Annotated in this window: 16 protein-coding genes; 13 read left to right on the forward strand and 3 right to left on the reverse strand. The window is 67.3% G+C overall.

What is annotated here, in order from left to right; translation table 11 throughout:
* Window positions 1–599 precede the first annotated feature (599 nt).
* On the reverse strand, window positions 600–1,136 hold the full coding sequence (locus CP976_RS44475) for a hypothetical protein (protein WP_308429988.1): 537 nt from the start codon (window positions 1,134–1,136) through the stop codon (window positions 600–602).
* Window positions 1,137–1,568: 432 nt separating this feature from the next.
* Between CP976_RS44475 and CP976_RS13225 the strand changes: the two genes are divergently transcribed.
* Genes CP976_RS13225 through CP976_RS13235 form a run of 3 tightly spaced genes read left to right on the forward strand, consistent with a single transcriptional unit; the run spans window position 1,569 to window position 3,714 of the window.
* The gene (locus tag CP976_RS13225; protein ID WP_229875247.1) at window positions 1,569–2,018 is read left to right on the forward strand and encodes a hypothetical protein; all 450 of its coding nucleotides are present in this window, start codon (window positions 1,569–1,571) and stop codon (window positions 2,016–2,018) included.
* Window positions 2,015–3,403 carry a hypothetical protein gene (locus CP976_RS13230; protein ID WP_150480538.1) on the forward strand — a complete coding sequence of 463 codons (1,389 nt, stop codon included), beginning with the start codon at window positions 2,015–2,017 and terminating at the stop codon, window positions 3,401–3,403. The genes CP976_RS13225 and CP976_RS13230 overlap by 4 nt, the downstream gene beginning before the upstream one ends.
* Window positions 3,403–3,714 (forward strand): hypothetical protein, encoded by a 312-nt coding sequence (locus tag CP976_RS13235; protein WP_150480539.1) that lies wholly within the window; start codon window positions 3,403–3,405, stop codon window positions 3,712–3,714. Before CP976_RS13230 ends, CP976_RS13235 begins: the two co-directional genes overlap by 1 nt.
* Before the next feature lie 132 nt (window positions 3,715–3,846).
* Here CP976_RS13235 and CP976_RS13240 read toward each other — a convergent pair whose 3' ends face one another.
* Window positions 3,847–4,974: a hypothetical protein gene (locus CP976_RS13240; RefSeq protein WP_150480540.1), complete on the reverse strand. Its 1,128-nt coding sequence runs from the start codon at window positions 4,972–4,974 to the stop codon at window positions 3,847–3,849.
* A gap of 485 nt (window positions 4,975–5,459) precedes the next feature.
* Here CP976_RS13240 and CP976_RS13245 point away from each other — a divergent pair, with 485 nt between their 5' ends.
* From CP976_RS13245 to CP976_RS13290, 10 genes are all read left to right on the forward strand, one after another.
* Window positions 5,460–7,055 carry a hypothetical protein gene (locus CP976_RS13245; RefSeq protein ID WP_190146804.1) on the forward strand — a complete coding sequence of 532 codons (1,596 nt, stop codon included), beginning with the start codon at window positions 5,460–5,462 and terminating at the stop codon, window positions 7,053–7,055.
* Window positions 7,056–7,323: 268 nt separating this feature from the next.
* Window positions 7,324–7,746, forward strand: a complete 423-nt coding sequence (locus tag CP976_RS13250; RefSeq protein WP_229875245.1) for a hypothetical protein — start codon at window positions 7,324–7,326, stop codon at window positions 7,744–7,746.
* On the forward strand, window positions 7,743–9,812 hold the full coding sequence (locus CP976_RS13255) for an Hsp70 family protein (RefSeq protein ID WP_150480541.1): 2,070 nt from the start codon (window positions 7,743–7,745) through the stop codon (window positions 9,810–9,812). Before CP976_RS13250 ends, CP976_RS13255 begins: the two co-directional genes overlap by 4 nt.
* 330 nt (window positions 9,813–10,142) lie before the next feature.
* Window positions 10,143–10,679 carry a hypothetical protein gene (locus CP976_RS13260; RefSeq protein ID WP_150480542.1) on the forward strand — a complete coding sequence of 179 codons (537 nt, stop codon included), beginning with the start codon at window positions 10,143–10,145 and terminating at the stop codon, window positions 10,677–10,679.
* A gap of 191 nt (window positions 10,680–10,870) precedes the next feature.
* Entirely contained in the window at window positions 10,871–12,040 is a 1,170-nt protein-coding gene (locus CP976_RS13265; protein WP_150485331.1) for a DUF262 domain-containing protein, read from the forward strand.
* A complete protein-coding gene (locus tag CP976_RS13270; protein ID WP_150480543.1) occupies window positions 12,033–13,166 on the forward strand; it encodes an AAA family ATPase in 1,134 nt (377 codons plus the stop codon). Before CP976_RS13265 ends, CP976_RS13270 begins: the two co-directional genes overlap by 8 nt.
* A 72-nt stretch (window positions 13,167–13,238) precedes the next feature.
* The gene (locus CP976_RS13275; RefSeq protein WP_150480544.1) at window positions 13,239–14,171 is read left to right on the forward strand and encodes a hypothetical protein; all 933 of its coding nucleotides are present in this window, start codon (window positions 13,239–13,241) and stop codon (window positions 14,169–14,171) included.
* A 45-nt stretch (window positions 14,172–14,216) separates the two neighbouring features.
* The gene (locus tag CP976_RS13280) at window positions 14,217–15,629 is read left to right on the forward strand and encodes a restriction system modified-DNA reader domain-containing protein (protein WP_150480545.1); all 1,413 of its coding nucleotides are present in this window, start codon (window positions 14,217–14,219) and stop codon (window positions 15,627–15,629) included.
* 193 nt (window positions 15,630–15,822) lie between these two features.
* Window positions 15,823–16,248, forward strand: a complete 426-nt coding sequence (locus CP976_RS13285) for an ATP-binding protein (RefSeq protein ID WP_150480546.1) — start codon at window positions 15,823–15,825, stop codon at window positions 16,246–16,248.
* Between the two features lie 18 nt (window positions 16,249–16,266).
* Window positions 16,267–17,727: a hypothetical protein gene (locus tag CP976_RS13290; protein WP_150480547.1), complete on the forward strand. Its 1,461-nt coding sequence runs from the start codon at window positions 16,267–16,269 to the stop codon at window positions 17,725–17,727.
* Window positions 17,728–17,763: 36 nt separating this feature from the next.
* Here CP976_RS13290 and CP976_RS13295 read toward each other — a convergent pair whose 3' ends face one another.
* The gene (locus CP976_RS13295; protein ID WP_150480548.1) at window positions 17,764–18,804 is read right to left on the reverse strand and encodes a beta family protein; all 1,041 of its coding nucleotides are present in this window, start codon (window positions 18,802–18,804) and stop codon (window positions 17,764–17,766) included.
* Between the last annotated feature and the right edge of the window lie 189 nt (window positions 18,805–18,993).

An 18,993-nucleotide genomic window follows, 5' to 3' on the forward strand; every position in this document is an offset into this window, starting at 1 on the left:
TGCCAGTTCACTCACCCGCCCGCTCACCTCCACCGCCCGTACCGACCGACGCCCACGCTAGGAAGCACACGCTCACCACACCGCCGAACCTCGAAAGTTCACCCGCACAAGTACTCCCGCCGATACCGGCTCAGGCGGCCGAGTGGACCGGTTCGGCCTTGTGGCGGCCACGGCGCTCCCTGCAAGCCCGGCAGAGCGCGCGCGGATCCTGTGAGCGGAACGCGCGTTCACAGCCGTCGCAGGTGACCAGCGGTACCGGTCGCGATGGAGACGTCACCGTAGCCGTACGGGCAGGCCCTGGCGGCAACGGCGGTGGAAGAAGGGTGGTCAGGCGGTATTCGAGGAAGCTCGCCGGGTGGCGGATGGGGTCAGCCTCGGACGGGAGACCCGCAGTGAGCATGCGGACGATCTGGTCCGGCGTCGCGGCACGAGCGAGCCAGGCCTCGACAGCGGGCGCGAGCCGCTGAACGTCCCGTTCGGACAGCAAGAGCCGGGCGTCGGCGAGACGCAGACGCGCGAGCAGGTCGGCCGCCGGCCCGTCGGGCACCGTAACAGGTCCGGGGGCAGCACGCTTCGTACGTACGGAAGTCGACGGCGAGTCAGGCCGCGGACCCTTCGCCTCGCCCTGAACAGCCACCGGGCCCCGGAGCAGGACGAGGCTCGGGCTCATCCCCTGCGGCAGGGGACGGGACAGGGACGGCAGCCTCCAACCCGCTGCTCAGCACCGAGGCTCGTACGACCACCCCCGGATGATCGAGAAAGAACGTACGCGTGGCGATACGACCACCCCCGAGCGGCACCCGGCGGCGAACGAGATACCCGGCATCCTCCAGGTCCCGCAACGCCCTGCCGATCGTCACCTCGCCCTCCGGGAAGCGCAGGGCCAACGCCTTGATGGTGACCGAGGCCCCATCCGGCAGGGACTGGATGTGGACGCCGATACCGATCGCCGTGGCGGAGAGGCGGGGGTGCTGGGCGAGGTGGTTGCCGACGACGGTGTAGCGCTCGGTGTGGCGGTGCCGTACGTGGAGGACTCCGGCGCGGGGCGCGTCCGGCGGGAGTTCCGGAGGCGCGGGCAACGAGTGCTCGGGCGACGGGTACGCGGGCACGGCCGCGTTAGACTGCGGGTCAGCCATCGGGAAGCTCACATCTTCCTGGTTGGTCAGGCCCTCGCCGGGATTGCCGTCCTGCCGGGGGCCGTTCTCTGTCTGAGGTTGTGTGCGGCGACCGTACCCCACCCGCCCGACCCGCTGACGGTCCCATCACTCGAACGAGTGGCCCACCGACTCGCGGACAGAAAAGGCGGGTTTGGCGGGGTTGGTAGTTTCCTCAAAGAACATCGCGCATGACCGAGTCGCGGGATCCCGCGCCCCGGTACCGAGCTGGGCGAATACCCCGTCACCGGTCCGCCTGCGCTCCATCGCCCCCGCAGGCGGCCCGGGTTGTGCGCGACTGGCCAAGACAATGTGTGAACCATCCCCAGGCGAAGCGGCAAAGTTCCGGTACGCACCCCTCCAGTAGCGTGATCGATTGACTGTTCGAGGTGACGTACTTGGAGGGGGAACAGGTTGTCTTTCGAAGAGGAATGGGCCCAGTTGAAGGCCGACGCCCTGGCACGTCAGCAGACCGGCACGCGGATCAATCAGTTGCCGGCAGACAGCGGCGGCGGGGCCGTCGCCCCGACCACCGGTTCCCTGGTCGCCAAGGCCGAGTCGATCAATGGCAACGCGAATCTGCTGATCGAGATCGCGGGCTTCCTCCATGAGGGTCGGCCTGATGACGAACTGACCACCATGGCCCGCGCACCCCGGGCGCCCGAGGACGTGGCCAAGCAGGTGGCACGGTTCGCGGGCTTCGCCGATGACCAGTACCTGGACGCGGTCGCCCTGTTCGCGGCGCTGTCCACTCGCCTCAGGACAACCGGCAGCGACTTCGTGAAGATCGACGACGACACGGCCCAACGCTTCCTGGACAACGTCCTGGAGTACGGTCAGTACGTCGCCCCGGAGGCGCGATGAGCAGCGGCATCAGTCACCGCAAGGACGTCGAGTTCCTGGAAGACTGCAACCCGCCCCTCGTCGAACGGAACGCGGACGAGTTCAAGCGCCTGCACGACATGCTCGTAGCGGTCGACCCATCCGCCGAGCGGGCCGAGAAGCACACACAGTGGAAGAGCGAGGGCAGCCAGCACTACGAAGCCCGGCTCACCGAAGGGCGCAAGCTCATCGCGCAGCTCGCAGAGGGTTACGACAAGGCCTCCAGCGCGCTACGCAGCTACGCGTTCGCGCTGGAGGTCGCCAAGGCGCACTACTCCAACGGCAAGGCGAACGAGCAGTCCCTCGCGGAACTGATCCACACCAAGGGCACGGCGATCACCCGCGACGCCCAGGAGGCGGAGCCGATGCGCCAGTGGGAGGACATGCGGGACACCACTGGTGTCATGGACTTCTTCGCCGAGCTGACCATGGATGTCGACGACATCCGCGACGACGCGAACCGGCTGCACGATGCCGCCGGTGGGGACTTCCACCTGGCGAAGATCACGGAGCATGAGGCGCGGGAGATCTGCGTGCACGAGCTCAAGCAGGCCTATGACCTGCTGCCGGACTTCCGGATGGGTTTCATCCAACGTGTCGACGTCGTCTCGGCGATCGCGGAGCTGCGGCGAGAGGCGGCCGAGGCGAGCACGAACCCGCTGACGCGGCTGCCCGGCAGCGGCCCCAAGCAGGACTACTCCCCCCTCGCCGGCGACGACATCGTCTCACCGACCCTGCGGGACATCCGCCTCCAGATCGCCAACCTGCCCGGCGCGGAGGACAGTTACTGGAGCCCACCGTCCACCTCACAGGACCGGGCCGATTGGATCGCTGCGAACAAGGAGATCATCAAGGCAGCGGCACGGAATTCGGGGCTGCCGCCGGACATGGTTGCCGGTATCGCGTGGCAGGAGGTCGGCGGACAGCCCGGCATCCTGGACGACATGACCGACACCATCCGCGAACAGGCGGACTCTCCCTTGAGCCCGATCGCTCCTGAGAGCCTGCCGCGGCGACTCGGCGGTGACCCGGACAACACGTCCATGGGCCCCATCGCCATCCAGGTGCGACGTGGCGCCGAGGTTCTCGGTTACGACCCCGAGCACCTCACCGACCAGCAGCGCGGCACGGTGGAAACAGCCCTGCAGGACCCCGCTCAGAACATCTTCATCGCCTCGGAGTACCTGGCCCAGCTCAAGGCGGAGAGCGAGTTCGCCAATGTGCCGGCCGAGGAGATGACACCAGCCCAGTACCAGGAACTCGCCGCGCGTTACAACGGCGGGCCGTACTGGGAGACCGACGACGCCCAGGACTACGGGCGTGGGTTCGCGAACAATCTGGACGAGGCAAGGAACGCACTGCGCTGATGACCACCCCTTCCCACGTTGACGACGACCGCGGCTGCCTCCGTGTGGTCCTCGCCGTACCCCTCACCCTGCTCACCCTCATCGCGGCGTACTTCTGCTGGACGGCACTGACCACCACACCGTCCGGCACCTGGGACGACGACGCGTACGCCGGAATCGTGCTGTCGTGCGTCGTCACCATCGCGGCCGCCGGAGCCGCGGCGGCACTGTGGCTGGTGCCTTCGGTGCGGAGGGCCATGCCGTGGTGGTGGATATTTCCCGCTCTGCTGTTGGGCGCGGTTGCAGGAGCGCGATGGGCCGTGGGCGGCTAGGCCCAGGTCCACCGCCACCGTCGCACTCGGTTCGCTGCACATGCGCGAACCTCCGCATCAAGCCGCGAGACTGCCAGCAGGCCACAACTCACGCGTCAGATCCTCGCGATTGCGGGGCAGCGCATGACGGCGTCAGACTCGGCGGCAGCGACCTCGAAGCTCGGAGATGATGACTTTCTCGCTCGCGTTGACGGCACCGTCCACCGTGGCCACCCGGTCGGCCACGTCGAGGAGGTCGCTCAGGTCCCCCGGCTCGGCGTCTATGCGCTCCCACACCTCGGCAGGGTCTATATCAACAAGGTGAGCGAGCTGTTCGTCGACCACCTGATGCTGATCCCGGACCAGCCTCACCAGGTGCTTCATCAAGAGCGTCTCGTCGTCGGCGATCTTGTGGTCCGCCATGATGACGAGCCACGCGACCCACAGCATCAACTGCGGGTGCTGACTCCGCTTGCTCAGACCCTCGGCGATTTCGATCACCCGCGCCTCGTTCCGGAAGACGGCTTGCGCGTGCCGCCCCGCGAGCAGCGTCGTGTAGCGGTTCAGCACCACCGCAAGGGGAACGCCGACCACGGGGATACCGATTTTGATGACGTTGCGCTGCAGGAGATACTTCCCGACGACGGGGAGCCCCTTCGCGGCGGTCAGTACCGCTTTGGAGTAGTAGCGCTTGATCATCGGCCGCACTATGGCCGGGACCGCCTTGACCACCGGTACCCGGACCGCTTCCCCGCTTTTGATCGTGAAAGCCACTCGAATGAGCTTCCACATGTCATCGGGGTCGGACAGGTCGAGCGGGACCCGATAGAGGACTGAGATGTCGTAGGCCAGGCGGAGCTGGAGCCGCGTGATGAACGCGACATCAACCATCATGGTCGCGACGGCGGCCGGGACCGTCGCCGCCGAGGCACCGCCAAGGCTTCCGATCGTGGCGGCGACGGCCGCCGTGTAGGCCCCGGCGGAGAGCCCGCCTTCGAGCGCGGCGTACCGAGCCGCCATCTTGATCCGCTGGTCGACGATGGCGTCCGCGGGTACGCCCTCGTACCGTTCTTGGAAGTACTGCCAGTCGACCTTGTCGGTGTAGGAGCTCAGGGCCTCAGCGCTGAGCTTGGAGAACCAGCCGCCCGACTTGATGTCGTCCGCGCTCAGCCCCTTGATGAACTCCCGTACTTCGGCCCGCTCCTGTTCGACAACCTTCCGGTCGGCATCGTCGTCGGCGCCGGCGCCGGCGCCGGCAGCGTCAGTCGAAGCTTCGGCCATGGCGAGCTCCCCCCAGGCGGTTCAGCGTGCAGCAAGGTTGCCTGGTTTGGACAACCCCACTGACGTCTCAACACGGTGACTCAGTAACCAGCAACATACTGTGGACAGATGTCCCATAAGCTGCATAACCCTAGCGTGCGTCATCATGCGGCACGATTCCCTGGCCGAGGATGCCTGATCTGATCGGCTCCACATTGAAGGCGGCTCAGGAGAATCTCGCCGCTCTCGACTTCCAGTCCGATCCCTCGTACGCCGCCACGGTCTCTCCCCCACAGGGGCCGATGTCACGGCCACGCGTGCCGGATCCGCCCATCGCCCATGGTCACGAAACGCACGAGTCCATATGGATTGTCAGATCACGCGGATACCCTGTCGGGGTGTACGACATGACGGACCCGGTCGCCGCTCGCCGGGCAGCGAAAGCCGCTGAACATGAGCGCCTGAAACGTGCGCGCGAACGCCGGGAGAGCAAGGGCTCCTCAGGCGTGAGCGGTTTCGTTCAGCGCAAGTGGCGTTGGCTCGGCGTCGGGGGCGGCGAGGCGGTCGAAGCCGTGCTGGCCATGCTCACAGAGGCGGCGGCCGTCACCGGAATGCCTGAGGCGGAGCGGGCGGTCCTCACGCAGGCCCTCGAAGGCGATCCGGAACGCGAGATCCTGTTACCCGCAGTGCGCGCGGGGCTGAGTCTCCTTCCACCGGAGTCGGTCCTCGGCCATCTGCGGAGCCTCTGGGCGACCGGTGTGCGATGGCTCAACGAGGCAGGCCTGGAGCGGTGCAGAGTGCTGTGTTCGACGGCGCCCAGCCTGGACCTGATCAGCAAGCGTGCCCACGCGGTCTCAGGCGGACCCGCCTTCAGCCTCTTCGCGACCGCGGCCACACGCGGCGCGATCCCCGTGCCGAACCGCTTTCTCGACGAACTTCTCGCGTGGGCGCCCCTGTCCGTCATCGACGATCTGATCGACCACGGTGGCCTCATGCCCGAGGACACACCCTGGACGAAAAGGGATGAGCGGGAGGGGCTGTATCTGCGCGCCCGTCTCGCCCCCACAACGGTCACCAGCGAGCAGGCCGAGCGCCTCACATGGCAGGCGTACCTGCGCCGGCAGTCCTTCCTCATCGGCGAGACCCTCGTCCGAGAGGAACCGGAGGATGTGTGGGACCTGCTGTACGACGTCGTCATCGACGGCGACGTGACGGCCATGGACGCACTCGACATGGCCCTGCCCCGGCCTCAGCAGATCGAGTTTCGCGACCTCAAGTCGGGTGCGCTGTCCGGGCAGTGGCCGCCGAGCATGACCGACGACCGAGGACTCTGGCTGCTCATGGCCACCCTGTGGCGCCCAAGCAACCTCGTCGACGCCGGACGGAGTCCGTTCTACGCCCTCGTCGCCTTGAATCGCGCCTACGACCTCATGAGGTCCGGCGACTTGGAAGCGGCGGCCCAGCAGGCTCGCTCCCTCACCCGTGACAGCGTGAGCAACCGCAAGGTTCCTGCGGACCTTGTACAGGAGGCCAACGTCCTCGCGGCGTACGTGGCCGTGGCACAGAGTGAGCAGCTCGATTCTCCCGCGGGACGGGACAAACTTCTCGACTCCGCCGAGGAGTACGCCGGTAAGGCCGCCACGCAGGGAGGGGTCGTCGCCGAACGCAACCTCCGGCTCCTTCGCGCCTGGAGGGGGACGAGAAGGAACGACCGTGGTCGGTTCAGCAATCCCTTCCTCGACATCGGCCTCGATCACGGGGCCGACGGGTGGGAGGAACGCTGCCGGGAGATATTCCGGGAGCGCGAGGGCGACGCCAGGGGCCAGTCGGAACTGAACATGGCCGAGGAACGCATCCGTGGCGCGCTGCGCGGAGAGGCGGGCTGGGACGTTTTCTACCAGCTGCCGCTCGACCGGTCGCGATACGACATGCCCTCCCAGGTGCCGAAGCATCTAGTGCCTCCGGTGGAGGCCCTGCCCCGCCGGACCGCGGTGACGAGTGGCGGCGAGCTGGAGGCCATCCGCGCCCGTGCCGCCGTAGAACTCCTCGACGACTTCCGGACTACCGCTCCGCGCCTCGACCGCCACAGCTCCGCACGATGACCGCTTCGGCGCCGTCGTCCTGACCCACCGTCCGAGCCGAACGAAGTAGAGCAGCCTGATGCCTCCCAAGAAGAAGATTCCCAAAAGAGAGCGAGCACACCGCCCGTGCCCCGCGTGCGGCCAGACGCAACCCGGGGCACAGGGCGCGCCGTCACCACACAAACCCGGAGGTTTGAAGCGCCGCCGGGGGCAGCACACGGATGCCCCGGCCAAGCCCACGGAGGCCAGTGCCGTCGAGGCTCCCCCTCGTCCCGATCCGATCGACGCTATGACGGTCATCAAAGGGGTGGCGGCCCGCGTACCGGAGGCACTGGAGGCTGCCGGGGCCGAAGAGGCGCCCCCGGCCGGCGCGCTCACCGCGGCGGTGCGCAGGGCGGTCCTCGACGAGTTCCGCACGCGCGCCCAGTTCGCCGGACGTCTCGCCGAGATCGACGCGCTGCTGTGGTCCCGGGCGGGAGACAGCCGCGAGACCGTCGAGGGCGCGATGACGGCGCACCTGCGGGAACTGCGGCTGCTGCGGGTTACGGAGCCGGAGGAGAGCGACCGGTTCGTGGTGACCGAGGGCGAGGGAGACGCCTTCGAGTTGCTGAGTCCGGCATACGTCGACGAGTTGACAGGGAAGGTCATTCTCGCGGGGCAACTCCGGCGCATCGCCGGGCTTGCGGGTGTGACGGCGGGGGAGGAAGCATGACGGCAGCCGGAATTGACTTCGGGACCACCAACTCGGTCGCCGCCCAGTGGAACGGCGAGTACGTCGAGTTGTTGGAGATCGGCGGGCAGGGCCTGGACGCGAACTGGAGGCGCGAGGGGTTCGAGCTGCTCTACCCGTCGGTCGTCGGCACGAGTTCCCTGCGGCCGGGCACCCTGTTCGGCTGGGAGGCGAAACTCCGTTCCGAGCAGGCCGTCGAGGCGTGCAAGCGGATGCTGCACGAGGAGCCGTTCGTCAAGCTGGGCGGTGAACGCTTCGCCGCGACCACCGCCGCCGCCGGCGTCTTCCACGCCATCGCGGGGGCGGCGGAGGAGGAGGCCGCCACCGAGATCCGCGAGGCCGTCATCACCGTGCCCGCCAACGCGACCGGCGCGGCCCGGTTCCGGACCCGTGAGGCCGCCCGTGCCGCGGGCATCACGGTCCGCACCCTGCTGAACGAGCCGACGGCGGCGGCGATCGCGTACGCGCACGAGATGGAGATCGACGGCGAGTTTCTGGTATTCGACTGGGGTGGCGGCACGATGGACGCCACCCTCCTCCTTCACGATGACGGGTTCTTCGACGAGAAGGCGAGCCGGGGCGTCAACCGCCTCGGCGGCCTGGAGATCGACGCCCGACTGCGCCGCATGGTCCTCGACCAGGCGCCTGCCCGCGGGCGTTGGAGCGATTCCGAGAAGCGGATGTTCGCCCTGGAGATCGAGCGGGCCAAAATCCTCCTCTCCCACCAGGAATCGGTCCGCGTCCAAACGCCCGACGACGTCACCGTCGAGATTGGGCAGGACGAGTTCTCCGAGGCCATCCAGGACCTCATCAACCGGGCCCTCGACCCGGTGGAGGAATGCCTGGAACAGGCTCGGATCGACCCGCAGGACCTCACCGCAGTACTGATGATCGGCGGCAGCAGCCAGATCCCGGCAGTGCGCGCCGCGGTCTCGGAGGCGCTCGACTGCGAACTCGTGGACGCCTCCCTGTGTGATCCGATGACCGCGGTCGCCGAGGGAGCGGCGATCAGCGCCGCCGCCATGGACGGCGAGCTGAAGAGCATCATCCGGGTGGTCAACACGCACGCCCTGGGCACGATCACCAAGGACCGTGAGGGCAGGCGGAAGTTCAGCGCCCTCATCGACCGCAACCAGCGCCTCCCGCAGCAGCGCGTGAAGTCGTACGAGCCGACGAAGGACAACGTCTCCCAACTCAACGTCGAGGTCTGGGAGGGAGACCCGGACCGCGAGGTCGGCCACCCGGACAACGTCAAGCTGACCGACCTCGTTCTGACCTACCCCCGACGCTGCACGGCCGAGGACGGTGTCTTCGACCTGGAGTACACCTACAGCAAGGAAGGCCTGCTGACCGTCCGGGCGACCCTGCAGAAGACCGGCGAGGTCGTCCTCGACGGCGAGGTGAAGGTGTTCGGGGACGGGAACGTCCTGCCGGAGGTGAAGAAGGAGCTCGACCGGCTGCTCGCCCTCGCGCCGGCCGCCCGGCCCGCGACCACTCCGACCCATCCTCCGCAGGTCCGGCCCCAGGGCCAGGGCAACGGGGCGCCCAAACCCGCCCCGCCTCGCTCCGCGCCCCGGTCGGCCGACGCGAACACGGCCGCGCCGCCGCTCGTGATCGACGGATCCAACCTCGCCTGGAACGGCCGCCCGCCGCGTGCTGCGGGCGGGAAGCCGAGCTTCGCGGCATTGCAGGCGGCTGTCCGGTCGCTGCGGTTCAAGCACCCCGATTGCGACATCCACGTGGTGGTCGACGCCACCCTGCGCCACGACGTGTCCGCCGAGGAGAGGCCCCTCGTGGAGGCAGCCATCGCCGACGGCACTGTCGTACAGCCTCCGGCCGGGACCGAGGGTCGGGGTGACGCATTGGTGATCAGCATCGCCGAGGAGGTCAGCGGAGTCATCGTCTCGAACGACAACTTCGCGCCCTTCCAGAAGGCGAATCCGTGGCTGCGGGTCGCTGGACGGGTCATGGGGGCGACTCACTCACAGGGTGTGTGGGTGTTCAACCGACGCGTACCCAATCCGGCGCCGCCTGCCCAGCGAAGGTGACACGCAGGGGGGCGGATCCGCACGGACGAGAACACGCTTAGGCAGTCAGAGACATGGAAGCCTGCGCCCTGGCGCCGACGTACGCAATCGTCGTCCGGGGCGGCCGGACAGCGATTGGGGCCGCCAGTGGAGAGCGTGAGGTTGTCGGTCGTCGCGGTGGTCGCGTTGCTTCTCGCCACCGGCTGCTCGGCTCGGCCGAGCACCGGTCAGGCGGAGAACGACGTCTGTCCACCCGTCGCGTCCGACGTCTCAGCCATTCCCACGCGCGCATCCGGGCCCGTACGCCACGTCGAGTTGGGCGACGTGCGGTGCTCGGACGCGGACTCAGGCATGAGCGCCGTGGACATCACGGTGAAGAACACCGGCACGGGCGAAGCCAACTACGACGTCACCGTCGAGTTCATCGACTCCGAGCAGCACTCGCTCGCCACTGAGCACACCTACTTCGGCCACGTGAACGCCTCGGCGACCATATCGAGGACGGCCTACGCTGTACGGCCGGCCGATGGCCGCGGGCTGGCCGTACGCATCGTCGAAGTGAAGCGTGAAGTCGTTCCGACGAAAGCCCTGGCAAGTGCTCTGGACACGGCGGTGGACCTCTTCGTGGAACAGGGCCTCGTACCCGCCGGCACTCCGTACGGAGATTGTCCGGACACCGCCCCTCAGGCCTATTGGATCGGTGACCGCGGAAACTGCTGGACCACCGTCAACACCTTGCCACCACTGTCGGCCACATCAACGCCGCGGCCCACCCTCGCAGTTCCGATGCCCACACCTGCGCTCCCTGGAACCGTGTGCCGCGACGGCTGGGTCTCCGGATCCACCGGCCGCGGAACGTGTTCCCACCATGGCGGTATCGGCCGCTGAGTCCAGCCGGGTACTGCCTTAACAGCGCGGCTTCTTCCGGGCGGAACACAGGGCGCTGGCCGTAGTCGATCAGCTACTGTACGGACACGTTCGATTCATGGGCGGTATGCACGTATGCGGAGGGGCACATCTTGGTCGGCAGCGCTCCCGGGCCGGAGCCGGAACAGTCGTCACCGGACCCCGCATCCACAGTGGCCGCGACACCGCGGAACGACGAACCGCTCGTCGAACTGACCGACACCGGACTCAGCGCCGGAATCGAAGCGGAGGACCTCGGTCCGAGCCACCGGGCGCCGTTCGACCCGGAGCTGATCGACGTCTATCCGCGCGCGACGACGATCGACCTGATGCTTCAGCGCCTCAAACGAGGGCTCATCGATCTGCAACCCGACTTCCAGCGCCGCTCCGGCATCTGGAACGAGACGGCCCAGAGCAGACTGATCGAGTCCCTCCTCCTACGCATTGCGCTGCCCACGATCTACGTGGCGGAGGAGGCCGACGACTCCTGGACCGTTGTGGACGGGGTGCAGCGGCTCACCACCATCGTCCGGTTCGTCAAACCTGAGGCCGCCGGGCTGGAACCGTTGACGCTGAGGAACCTGGAGTACCTCGACTACAACGGCAAGACGTTCGAGGACCTGCCGGGGCGCATGCAGACCCGCATTCTGGAGACCGAGCTGTCCTTGCTGCTCATCCGGAAGGGCACACCCGAAGAGGCCCGGTTCAACATCTTCACGCGGATCAACACCGGAGGACTGCCCCTCTCGCAGCAGGAACTGCGGCACGCCCTGATTCCGGGACCAGCGCGGGATCTGCTGGCCACACTCGCGGAGAGTCTGTTCTTCCTGTACGCGACGACACACAGCGTGTCCCCCAGCCGCATGGCAGAGCGCGAACTGTGCCTGCGATTTCTGGCGTTCTGGATGACGCCACCGGAGCGGTACGTCACCCAGGACTTCGACGGCTTCCTGCGTGAGGCCATGCGCCATATCAACGGGCTCACGCCGTCGGAACGGCTCGACCTGGAGAGACGCTTCTATCGCGCCATGCTCACCAGCGCCCGCGTTTTCGGGGAGCACGCGTTTCGTAAGCAGTTCGCCGGATCAGCACGCCGCTACCCCATTAACAAGGCGCTCTTCGAAGTACAGGCTGTCACCCTGGCCCAGTGCACGCCGGCAGAGGCCAAGATCCTTTGCCAACGGGCGAGCCTCGTCGAGGAGAAATTCAAGAAGCTCATGAACGACGACCTGGCCTTCTTCGACGCAATCTCCTCGGGAACGGGCGACGCCGACAAGGTCAACTACCGCTTCCAGTCCATGAAGGACCTGTTCCGCGAGGTGTTGGAGTCCACGAATGCTTGAGTCGCTCACTCTCACCAACTTCAAGGCGTTCGCCCACCAGGAACTCCGTCTGGCCCCCTTCACCCTGCTCACCGGGCTCAACTCCTCCGGCAAGAGTTCTGTCCTCCAGTCTCTGGCACTGCTGCGGCAGTCGTACGAGTCCGGTGACCTTGCCCCGGTCGGCGGCGACGAGGCCGGGCTGCTGCTCAACGAGGAGCTGGTGCAGCTCGGCATCGGACAGGACGTACGGCACGAGGCATACGACGAGACCGGTCCGCATATCTCGCTCGCGGTGCGCGGTGACGGAGCTTCCATCCGATGGAGCGCCCTCTACGAGCAGGAAGCCGACCATCTGAAGCTGCTGTCGGACACGGACGAGGACAGAGACGGCAAGGACCTTGCCGGTCTGCTGCCGACCCTGTTCGGCCCGGGCTTCCAGTACCTGAAGGCCGACCGTGTCTCACCCCAGGTCAGCTACCCACGCTCGCACCACGCCGTGACCACGCGCGGGTTCCTCGGCGCGCATGGTGAGCACACCGTGAACTATCTGCGCGCTCACCAGGACGATCCCGTCGAGGCGTCAGCGCTCCTCGTCCCGGACGCGGCGTCCGTCACGCTGCTCGGTCAGACGGAAGCCTGGATGCAGAAACTGTGCCCCGGGGTGAGCCTGGAGGCGGCCGGCATCGACGGCACCGACTCCGTCCGGCTCAGCTACCGCTTCGGATCGGGTGTCTCCCAGTCCAACCGGTACCGCCCCACCAACGTCGGATTCGGACTCACGTACGTCCTGCCGATCGTCGTGGCCTGCCTGTCGGCCAAGCCGGGGACGCTGATCCTGCTGGAGAACCCGGAGGCGCACCTGCACCCGCAGGGCCAGACCTGGATGGCGTACCTGGCGAGCGCGGCGGCGGCCAGCGGGGCGCAGATCGTGATGGAGACGCACAGCGATCACGTACTCAACGGGCTGCGGCTCCGCGTCAAGCAGGGGCTGCTGAGCGCGGACGCGACCGCCGTGCATTACTTCCGTCGCAAGGATCAGACCTCGGAGGTCGTCAGCCCGGTGATCGGGCCGGACGGCCGGCTCTCCGAATGGCCCGAGGGCTTCTTCGACGAGTGGGAGAACTCCCTCGATCAGCTGCTCGACTGAGCAGGCACACAGAGCCATTGAAGCGCCCCGGGGGGTCGGGGCCATCGGCGCGGAACAAGAATGGGGTGGGGCGTGCCGCTGCTTGTGTTTCTCAACGAACAGTCCTGCGCGACGAAGTGCGGGCCCGACGAGGTCGCTTCGGGTATGCGCACCTTCGTGGACGTGCTCCGGGAGTTACGGCGCTGGCGGGACATCAGCCTCGCCACGCAGAGCCCGCTCGACCAGGCGGAACTCGCGGACGGCTACTACTACGCACAGTGGCGCAACGACACCCGCAACAGGGACGAACACCGCTTCATCCAGCGGATGCGCGACCGCTGCACGACCTTCACGGCCGCTCTCCACGACGCTGCGGCGCCAGACCGGGACGACATCTGGCACCGGCACAACGGGGTCGACGTACACGGGCTCGGCGCGGCACAGATGACGGACGGGCTCGCCGTGAGTCTGCCGCTTGCCCCGGACTGGGACACGGCCTGGCTGGAACTTCGCATCGAGGAGCTGTCGGAGGACCCCGAGACCGGGGAGACCGTCGCCGATGAGTACCCGGAGACGATTCGGCATGCCTCCCAGAAGGCGCACCTCCGCGACCACGAGGAATGGGGGCGGCTGGAAGGACTGGACAGCGTCTCCAGCGGCGCAGAACTCTGGGCAGGACATGCGGACTTCTTTCCCAACCTCCAGTTCCTCGACCGGGTACAGGACGATCTGGAGAACCTCGACCCGAAGTGGTTCAAAGGCGCGCGCCGGTTGCTGCGCCAGCTTCAGGCGAGCGCGGAGGCATGGGACCCGGTCACCTCCCCCACCGGCCCGCACTGGGAAGCCCCGAACATCAGACCGGAACACGAAAGCGCCCGCAGAAACCGGTTCTGGGAGGATAAAGACGGCGAGAGCCGTTGCTTCGAGCTCCACGGGAACCTCAACCGCAACGCCGGCCGCATCTACTTCAGGCTCGTTCACGACGAGAAAGCCATCCGCATCGCCCACATCGGGCGCCACCTCTGAAGCAGACACTCACGGCCCGCTTCCACCAGCAAAGGCGCAGGTGACATGACTGATTCCACCACCGTTCCCGCAGAGACACAGTCCCGCGCCCGCTACCTCCTGGACGGACGGCGGGTGACCCTCTCCGACCTGCTCAGCGCCGGGCTGCTCGCGGAGGGTGAACACCTGACGTTTGTACGGCCCCGGATGGGTGAGACGCACGAGGCCACGGTCACGTCGCGGGGATGGATCCGGCTGGCGGACGGGGAGGAGTTCCGCTCACCGTCCAAGGCGGCCATGGTCGCTGTCGGGTACGGGACGTTCGACGGGTGGGCGGCTTGGCAGGTGGACGACGGCAGATTCCTGATGCAGTTGCGCCAGGAGCTGCTGGACCGGGCCGCCGAAGAAGCCGACCCCACGGAGCCGGAGGAGCAGCAACAGACGTCGCTGTCGCCCAGCGAGCGGCACGCCCGGCTGAAGAAGGCCCGGGAGTCGGCCGAGGCAGGGAGTCCGTTCACCCTCTCCGTGCAGTCGCTACTGGGCTGGTGGGGTGCGACAGGCCGAGGACTTGTCAACGAGCAGATCGAGGCCGAACTCGCCAACCACAGCCTCATTACCTCGCCCGAATTCGACAAGGTCCCCCTGACCGCCACGGTCCACCTGGTCAAGGCCGCGGAAGAAGACACTGAGGACATTCATCTGACCGGGCCTCCGGCGACCACCACAGTGCCGACCGGTACGTCCGAAGAACAGGAATCACGCGAGACCGGGCTCACCGTCGGCACCCTGCCGTCCGCCCTCGGCGGCGTCATCAGCGTCAAGCCGACGGCCACCTTCGAGGAGGTCATCACGCTGATGGTGCTCCACGACTTCTCCCAGCTGCCCGTCCTCGCCGGTCCGCACAACCTGCGAGGGTCCGTCTCGTGGAAATCCATAGCCCGCGCCCGGCACGCCGATCCCGGCGCCCACCTCTCCCAGGCCATCGTGGACGCGCGGGACGTCCGCTACGACCACGACCTGATCGACGTCCTCCCCACGCTCGCCGAGCACGACTTCATCCTCGTCAGGGACCAGCGGAACGCCATCGCCGGCATCGTCACCGCCGCCGACGTGGCCCAGGCCTACGGTGATCTGGCCGGACACTTCCTCCTGATCGGGGAGATGGACCGCCGCCTGCGACAGGTCATCGCAGGTGCCTTCCCCCTGCCCGAAGTGACGAAACTCTGCGACGCGGAGGGCGAGCGCATCGCTTCCTTCGGCGACATGACCGTCGGCGACTACCAGCGCGTACTGGAGAATCCAGGGCTGTGGGAGCAACTCGGCTGGCCGCTCGACCGCAAGGTGTTCATCGCGCGACTCGAAGAAATCCGGAAGATCCGCAACAACGTCATGCACTTCAACAGCAGCGATCCCCTGCCGAAGGCGGACGTGGACAAGATCCGAAACCTCAACAAGTTGCTGAGGGAGTACGGGGAGTAGGTCCATAACTCACCGCCGCACACCGCCGCCTACACGTAACACACCGACGCCTACGGCGCCTGGCTGTGTGCGCGTCGGACCTGGGCACATCTGGGTACGCACCGGCAACGTAGGTGCCATGAACAGCGAGCACTCAGCCACCTCCACAACATGTGACCCGGCGCAAGTACGCAGTACTACGGATGAGTTCACGATGCGCTTCAGCCCGACTCCTCGGGGCGCCCGCCTCGCCCGCCGCCTGGTCGCCGACAGACTCGGTGCGTGGGGCCATCCCTACACGTCCACGGCGAACGAGACGCTGACCCTCATCACGGCAGAGCTGGCCGCCAACGCAGTGCGCCACGGTCACGTACCGGGTCGTGACTTCGAGGTGCGACTCATCGCCACCAGTGAGACGTTGCGTGTGGAGGTCTCCGATACACGTACCGAGCGAGTTCCTCTGCTGCCCTCGCAGGAGCCTTCCGGCGACGCTGAGTCCGGTCGCGGGCTGATGCTGGTGGCCGCGCTGGCCGACCGGTGGGGCGTCGCGCCACGCGTAACGGCCCCCGGCAAGACCGTGTGGGCGGAGACGGGCTGCCCTCTCACCGGCCGCTCGCCCGCCCTCGGGATGCCGCGATGACTCGCGTACTCTCCGTGCATGGTTTACGTCATAGCGCTCAGCGAGAAGGAACTCGACCGTATTGACATGGACTTACGGTTGAAGCAGTCCTTCACCAAGACTGTCGCCGCCGATTCCTTGCCCAGTGGTTCCGAGCCTCAGATCACTCTGATCGTCACACGGTCGTCCACAGCCGGGCAGGCATCCCCACTGGTCTGGCTGGGAGTCGTGCGGCAGCCACGCGGAGAGAAGGTGGCCGCAGTCGACTCACGGGTCAACGTGGAACTGCTACGAGAATGCCCCGTCCCCATGTCGATGCAGGCCATCGAAGAGAAACTCCCGTTTCACTTCCGCAACGTGGTCGCTGCCGCTTCGGGCAGAGAAGTCACCATCCTGGACGACGCAGTATCCGACGCTCTTCTTTCGGCTATCGCCCAGCACCATGAGAAGCTGCACCAACTGCTCCGCTTTCTTGGTGAGGCTGCCGCGCCAGAACGCCTCGATCCGCTGGGGCGGGTTGAGGACGCCTCTTGGCAGGAGCAACTCGAAGCAGCCCGGCTGGCTATGGTAACCGTAGGAGTTCCGCCAGCTCGGCTTGCCGCGTGGCGACGCCCGGCCGATCGCCACGCGCCCGTTCTGGCTGGTTTGATCGCCGAACCCTATGAACCGTCGCTACTCGATTACGACATGCATCACTTCTTCGACGGAGACGACGTCTTCCAGTCCATGGGACCGCCGTACGCTGACGGCTCTGTCGGCTCCACCTTTCGATGCGACATCCAGGTCTTCGAGCACCTCGGCCGCCGTATTGAAATCGCGAATGTCAACGCGTCACCGGTCGAAACTCGCCTCGGCACCGACCTGATTTTCTACCACGAGCCGACGCAGAGCTTCGTGCTGGTGCAGTACAAGCGCCTGCCGCACGAGGCCGGGAACCGCTGGATTCGCGTTGACAAGAAGCTGTTGAGTCAGCTGGACCGACTGGAGCGAGTGGCCGCCCTCAGCCGCCCAGCGGGCCTTCCCCACGAGTGGCGCCTAGGCCCTGATCCATGCTTCGTGAAGCTCGCCTACTGGCCGCTGACGGAGACCATCGACCCGGGCCCCTCGCCCGGCATGTACCTGCCGGTGCCGTACGTACGGCTGCTGCTTGAAGACGATGTCACACGGGGCCCCAACGGCGGACGGATGCTCGGGTACCCGCAGGTCGATCGATATCTGACGAACACCGAGTTCACCACACTCATCAAGAACGGACTGGTGGGGACCGTCGGCACGACGATCGAGCAGCTCGCGGAAATCGGTGCGCAACGGGCCGAGGAAGACAAGATGTCCGTAGTCCTCGCCGTCGAGAGAGCAACCGGCCCGCTGCGCGAGACGGTCAAGGAGCGGCACAGACGGAATCACGCTCAGGGGTACGACAAAGCGCTCGCCAACCGCCTGCGCAGGCAGCGACGTCCCACACCACCCATTCCCGGCCAACAGATGTTCCCCGAGTCCTGAAATCAGCTGTGGTGGTCTGGTAGAGGTCAGCCTCCGTCAATGCCCGAGACTTCGCGTCACGAACGTCATGTGCTGGACGTTTCCCTGCCTGTTCCAAGTGGAGTGGTTCCCTATGGTCTCGACGCCCCGGACCCGATCACAGAGCCACTCCTCGCCGGCACTCGCCGCCGCTCCCCGGAAGTCGCTGAGGCGGGTGAGGCACTTGGCGGCCTCCCGGTTGGCGTCGTCGTACTGCCTACCGTGCGGCACCTTGGACAGGTGGTAGGAACGGGCGGTCGTGTAGCGCAGCACGCCCCAGGGTGGTCCCCCGCTGCGTGAGGGCGGGGGCTGGGTGACGTAGGTGGCCGGATGGATCCCGTAGTCGCCGTAGCGCAGTCGGGACAGGTACTGGCGTTCGCTGTGGCGGATTTCGTGCCAGGTCTCCCAGTCCGAGCGCGGGGCCTCGTACGTGACGCCCTCCCGGAAGTCGTCGGGCGGTTCGGGGAAGCCGCCGGCCGCGACGGTCACCGTGCGCCAGGAGGTAAGTGGGATCAGGGTGTCCAGCGCGCGCAGGGCCTCCTTGGCGGCGTCGGGGCGGTCGGGCAGTACGGTGGCGAGGTCGAGGAACAGGTCGGCGGGTTGGCCCGAGGGCAGCCGGTCGAGCAGCACGGCGACGTCCATGGCCGTGCGGTCGTTCCAGTCGCCGGGGAGTCGTACGCGGATACCGAGTCCGTCCTCCCGGTGTCGGGCCGCGGCGAGGGCGAGTGACTGCTGGGCGCCAGAGCGCCCGGGTCCGGTGACCGGTCGCAGGTTGCGGTGGTCCCACCACTCGGGGGTCAGGACGTCTGCCAGGACCGCTGCTTCGACGTCGTCGGCGAAGGGCGCGTCCAGCCACCCGGGCCCGAGGCGCTGTGCGGCGGCGATGTCGCCGGCCTCTTTGGCGACGCGTTCGGCCAATGGTTGCGGCAGCATGCCGGGGCGGGGAGGCAACGTCCACAGCGGGGCGACCTGGCGCTGTACGTCCGGCGCCAGCGCGCGGTAGGCGGCTGCCGCGTGCGGTCGGGTCGGCAGAACGGGAACGTACGGCGGTACGGACATGGCGTTCCCCCTCGGCGCTGCCCGTGTGCGGTGTTTTCCTTCGCTTGCCCTCGCTTTCTTTCAGGGTGAAACCACTTGTGAATACCGGAAAGGGCGCCAATCGGCCACGCTCGGTGTCAACACAGGCCATCCGGCGCCGGAGCTCTCTGCGGAGGTCACGGGCCGCCGGTGTGTCCGTCCCCTCACACA

The organism is Streptomyces coeruleorubidus, from assembly GCF_008705135.1.
Lineage (GTDB): Bacteria > Actinomycetota > Actinomycetes > Streptomycetales > Streptomycetaceae > Streptomyces > Streptomyces coeruleofuscus.

Coding starts and splice junctions, on each gene's coding strand:
- CP976_RS13280 (WP_150480545.1), top strand. CDS start 14,217: ATGACTGATTCCACCACCGTTCCCGCAGAGACACAGTCCCGCGCCCGC.
- CP976_RS13285 (WP_150480546.1), top strand. CDS start 15,823: ATGCGCTTCAGCCCGACTCCTCGGGGCGCCCGCCTCGCCCGCCGCCTG.
- CP976_RS13230 (WP_150480538.1), top strand. CDS start 2,015: ATGAGCAGCGGCATCAGTCACCGCAAGGACGTCGAGTTCCTGGAAGAC.
- CP976_RS13235 (WP_150480539.1), top strand. CDS start 3,403: ATGACCACCCCTTCCCACGTTGACGACGACCGCGGCTGCCTCCGTGTG.
- CP976_RS44475 (WP_308429988.1), bottom strand. CDS start 1,136: ATGGCTGACCCGCAGTCTAACGCGGCCGTGCCCGCGTACCCGTCGCCC.
- CP976_RS13250 (WP_229875245.1), top strand. CDS start 7,324: ATGACGGTCATCAAAGGGGTGGCGGCCCGCGTACCGGAGGCACTGGAG.
- CP976_RS13290 (WP_150480547.1), top strand. CDS start 16,267: ATGGTTTACGTCATAGCGCTCAGCGAGAAGGAACTCGACCGTATTGAC.
- CP976_RS13255 (WP_150480541.1), top strand. CDS start 7,743: ATGACGGCAGCCGGAATTGACTTCGGGACCACCAACTCGGTCGCCGCC.
- CP976_RS13295 (WP_150480548.1), bottom strand. CDS start 18,804: ATGTCCGTACCGCCGTACGTTCCCGTTCTGCCGACCCGACCGCACGCG.
- CP976_RS13270 (WP_150480543.1), top strand. CDS start 12,033: ATGCTTGAGTCGCTCACTCTCACCAACTTCAAGGCGTTCGCCCACCAG.
- CP976_RS13260 (WP_150480542.1), top strand. CDS start 10,143: ATGAGCGCCGTGGACATCACGGTGAAGAACACCGGCACGGGCGAAGCC.
- CP976_RS13240 (WP_150480540.1), bottom strand. CDS start 4,974: ATGGCCGAAGCTTCGACTGACGCTGCCGGCGCCGGCGCCGGCGCCGAC.